This window comes from Aquipuribacter hungaricus (assembly GCF_037860755.1).
GTDB lineage: Bacteria > Actinomycetota > Actinomycetes > Actinomycetales > JBBAYJ01 > Aquipuribacter > Aquipuribacter hungaricus.
In genome coordinates, this window is sequence record NZ_JBBEOI010000118.1 from 1 (window position 1) to 3,497 (window position 3,497).

Annotated in this window: 2 protein-coding genes; both read left to right on the top strand. The window is 74.0% G+C overall.

What is annotated here, in order from left to right; genetic code table 11:
* Positions 1-350 precede the first annotated feature (350 nt).
* Positions 351-647, top strand: coding sequence for a DUF1540 domain-containing protein (locus WCS02_RS12530; protein WP_340293692.1), 297 nt, complete (start codon positions 351-353; stop codon positions 645-647).
* A gap of 175 nt (positions 648-822) precedes the next feature.
* Positions 823-3,399 (top strand): alpha-glucan family phosphorylase, encoded by a 2,577-nt coding sequence (gene glgP, locus WCS02_RS12535; RefSeq protein WP_340293694.1) that lies wholly within the window; start codon positions 823-825, stop codon positions 3,397-3,399.
* Positions 3,400-3,497 lie beyond the last annotated feature (98 nt).

Here is a 3,497-nt window from a genome sequence, read left to right on the forward strand (position 1 = left end):
GCGCGGTGCCGGCGGGCGTGCCGTGCGGCGGGGGCGTCGCCCCGGCGGCGGCCGCGGGGCCGCCCGGTCGTACCGGCTGACCGGTCGTCGAGGACGGGGGCGGTGTCTTCTCGGCTGCCACCCGACGACCGTACCGAGACGGCGCCGCCCGGAGCACGTCCAGGCTGCGGAGCGGTCGCCGCCGGTCCGGGAAGAGTCGGCTCGCCTTCCCTCATTACGTCACTCCCGCGGTCGCTAAACTGGCTCTGACCTGCGGGTTCGTCCTCGCAGAGGGGTGACGTAAATGCCGTCGGCGCGCTACCGTCGTCCTCGTCCGGCCCACGGACGCACACCACGACGAAGGAGCCACCATGCCTGTCGGAGCTGCCCTGCCCCTGGTCCACTCCTGCGAGGCGAGCATGTGCGCCTACAACGGCGGGCACGCGTGCCACGCGGCCGCCATCACCGTCGGCAACAGCGGCTCGGCCGCGTGCGAGACGTTCCTCGGCGCCGAGGTGCGCGGCGGCACGGACGACGCCCATGCGGCGGTCGGTGCCTGCCACGAGTCCTCCTGCGTGCACAACGAGCGCCTCGAGTGCTCCGCGCCCGCCATCGACGTCGACACCAGCGCCGGCCACGCCGTCTGCCTCACCTTCGCCCGCGCCTGACCGCCGGGCCCGACCGCGGCCCGGGCACCCGGCCCGGACACCCGGCCCGGACACCCGGCCGGACACCCGGCCCGGCCCCGCCCGTCACCCGTCCGGAGCAGCCGCGGGGCCGGTCGGGGGCAGTCGCGCGGACACCGGTGACGGGAGCCCCTGCAAGCGCTTACGCTCCCGTCACGTGAGAGCCATCCGACGGTTCACCGTCCGCACCGTGCTGCCCGAGCCCCTCGCCCCCCTGGGGGAGCTGGCGCTCAACCTCCGCTGGTCCTGGCACGCGCCGACGCGGGAGCTGTTCGCCTCCCTCGACGCGCGCAAGTGGGTGGAGGCCCGCGAGGAGCCCGCCCGCATGCTCGGCCTGCTCACGCCCGAGGAGCTGGAGGCCCTGGCAGGCGACACGGCCGTCGTCGCCCGGGTCCGTGCCGCCTCGCAGGAGCTGGACGAGTACCTGACCAGCGACCGCTGGTACCAGCACCAGAGCGACGTGCCCCGCACCGTCGCCTACTTCTCCCCGGAGTTCGGCATCGCCGCCGCGCTCCCGCAGTACTCCGGCGGGCTCGGCATCCTCGCCGGAGACCACCTGAAGTCCGCGTCCGACCTGGGCGTGCCGATCGTCGGCGTCGGGCTGTTCTACAAGACCGGGTACTTCAAGCAGTCCCTCAGCCGCGACGGCTGGCAGCAGGAGACCTACCCCGTCCTCGACCCCGACGGCCTGCCGATGACGCTGCTGCGCGAGGAGGACGGCACCGCCGCCACCGTCACGGTCGGCCTGCCCGGCGGCCGCGAGCTGCACGCCCACGTCTGGCGCGCGCAGGTGGGCCGCGTCCCGCTGCTCATGCTCGACTCCGACATCCCCACCAACGACGAGCGCGCCCGCACCGTCACCGACCGCCTCTACGGCGGCAGCAAGGAGCACCGCCTCCAGCAGGAGATGCTCCTGGGCATCGGCGGCGTCCGCGCCCTGCGCCTCTTCGCCCGCCTCACCGGCAGCCCTGCCCCCGAGGTGTTCCACTCCAACGAGGGCCACGCCGGCTTCCTCGGCATCGAGCGGATCCGCGAGCTCACGAGCGAGGGCCTGGACTTCGACGAGGCGCTGGAGTCCGTGCGCGCCGGCACCGTCTTCACCACCCACACCCCGGTCCCCGCGGGCATCGACCGCTTCGGCCGCGACCAGATCGAGACGTACTTCGGCGGCGACAACGGCGTCGACGGCGTGCCGGTGGAGAAGATCCTCGCCCTGGGCGCGGAGGACTTCGCCGGCGGCGACCCGTCGGTGTTCAACATGGCCGTCATGGGCCTGCGCCTCGCGCAGCGGGCCAACGGCGTCTCCCGCCTGCACGGCGTGGTCAGCCGCGACATGTTCGAGGGCCTGTTCACCGGCTTCGACCCGACCGAGACGCCGATCAGCTCCATCACCAACGGCGTGCACCACCCGACCTGGGTCGACACCCGGGTCGTGGACCTCGTGGCCAAGCACGGCGGCGTGCAGGGCGACGGCTCCGACCGCGGCTCCGTGGACTGGGCCTCCGTCGGTGACATCCCCGACGAGGAGATCTGGGCGCTGCGCCGGACGCTGCGCGAGCAGCTCGTCGTCGAGGCCCGCCGCCGCGTGCGCCGGTCCTGGCTCACCCGCGGCGCGTCCCCGGCCGAGCTCGGCTGGATCGAGGACGCCTTCGACCCGGACGTCCTCACCATCGGCTTCGCCCGCCGCGTGCCGACGTACAAGCGGCTCACGCTCATGCTGCGCGACCCGGAGCGGCTGCGCTCGCTGCTGCTGCACCCGACCCGCCCGGTCCAGCTCATCGTCGCGGGCAAGTCGCACCCGGCGGACGAGCAGGGCAAGCGGCTCATCCAGCAGGTCATCCGCTTCGCCGACGCGCACGACGTGCGCCACCGCATCGCGTTCCTGCCCAACTACGACATCGCCATGGCGCAGTCGCTGTACCCGGGTTGCGACGTGTGGCTCAACAACCCGCTGCGCCCGCTCGAGGCGTGCGGCACCTCCGGCATGAAGTCCGCCCTCAACGGCGGCCTCAACCTGTCGATCCTCGACGGCTGGTGGGACGAGTGGTACGACGGCGAGAACGGCTGGGCGATCCCCACCGCCGACGGCGTCGACGACCCCGACCACCGCGACGACCTCGAGGCGGCCGCGCTCTACGACCTCATCGAGAACTCGGTGGCGGCCCGGTTCTACGACCGCGACGCGCAGGGCCTGCCCCGGCGCTGGCTGCAGATGGTGCGCCACACGCTGGCCACGCTCGGGCCGAAGGTGCTCGCCGACCGGATGGTCGCCGACTACGTCGGCGAGCTGTACGCCCCCTCCGCCCGCGGCTCGCACGCGCTGGAGGCGGCCCCGGACCACAGCGGCGCCAAGGAGCTCGCGGCCTGGAAGAAGACGGTCGTGCAGCACTGGCACTCCGTCCGCGTCGACCACGTGGAGTCCGGCGACCTCGCCGACAGCCCGCAGGTCGGTGACCAGCTCCGGGTCGACGCCTACGTGTCGCTCGGCGACCTTGGCCCGCAGGACGTCAGCGTCCAGCTCGTCCACGGCCGGGTCAACGAGGCCGACGCCCTCGCCGACACCGTGAGCGCCCCGCTGGAGCACGCCGAGAGCTACGAGGGCGGCCGGCACAAGTTCACCGCCACGGTGGGCCTGCGCCGCACCGGCGCGTTCGGCTACACCGTCCGCGTCCTGCCGGCGCACCCCGCGCTCACCTCGCCCGCCGAGATGGGCCTGGTGGCCAACGCCGGCTGACGCCGCGCACGCACCACGACGAGGGGCGCCGACCGGTCCGACCGATCGGCGCCCCTCGTGCTGTCAGCGGCGGGCGGCGCGGGCGTCGGGCCGGACGG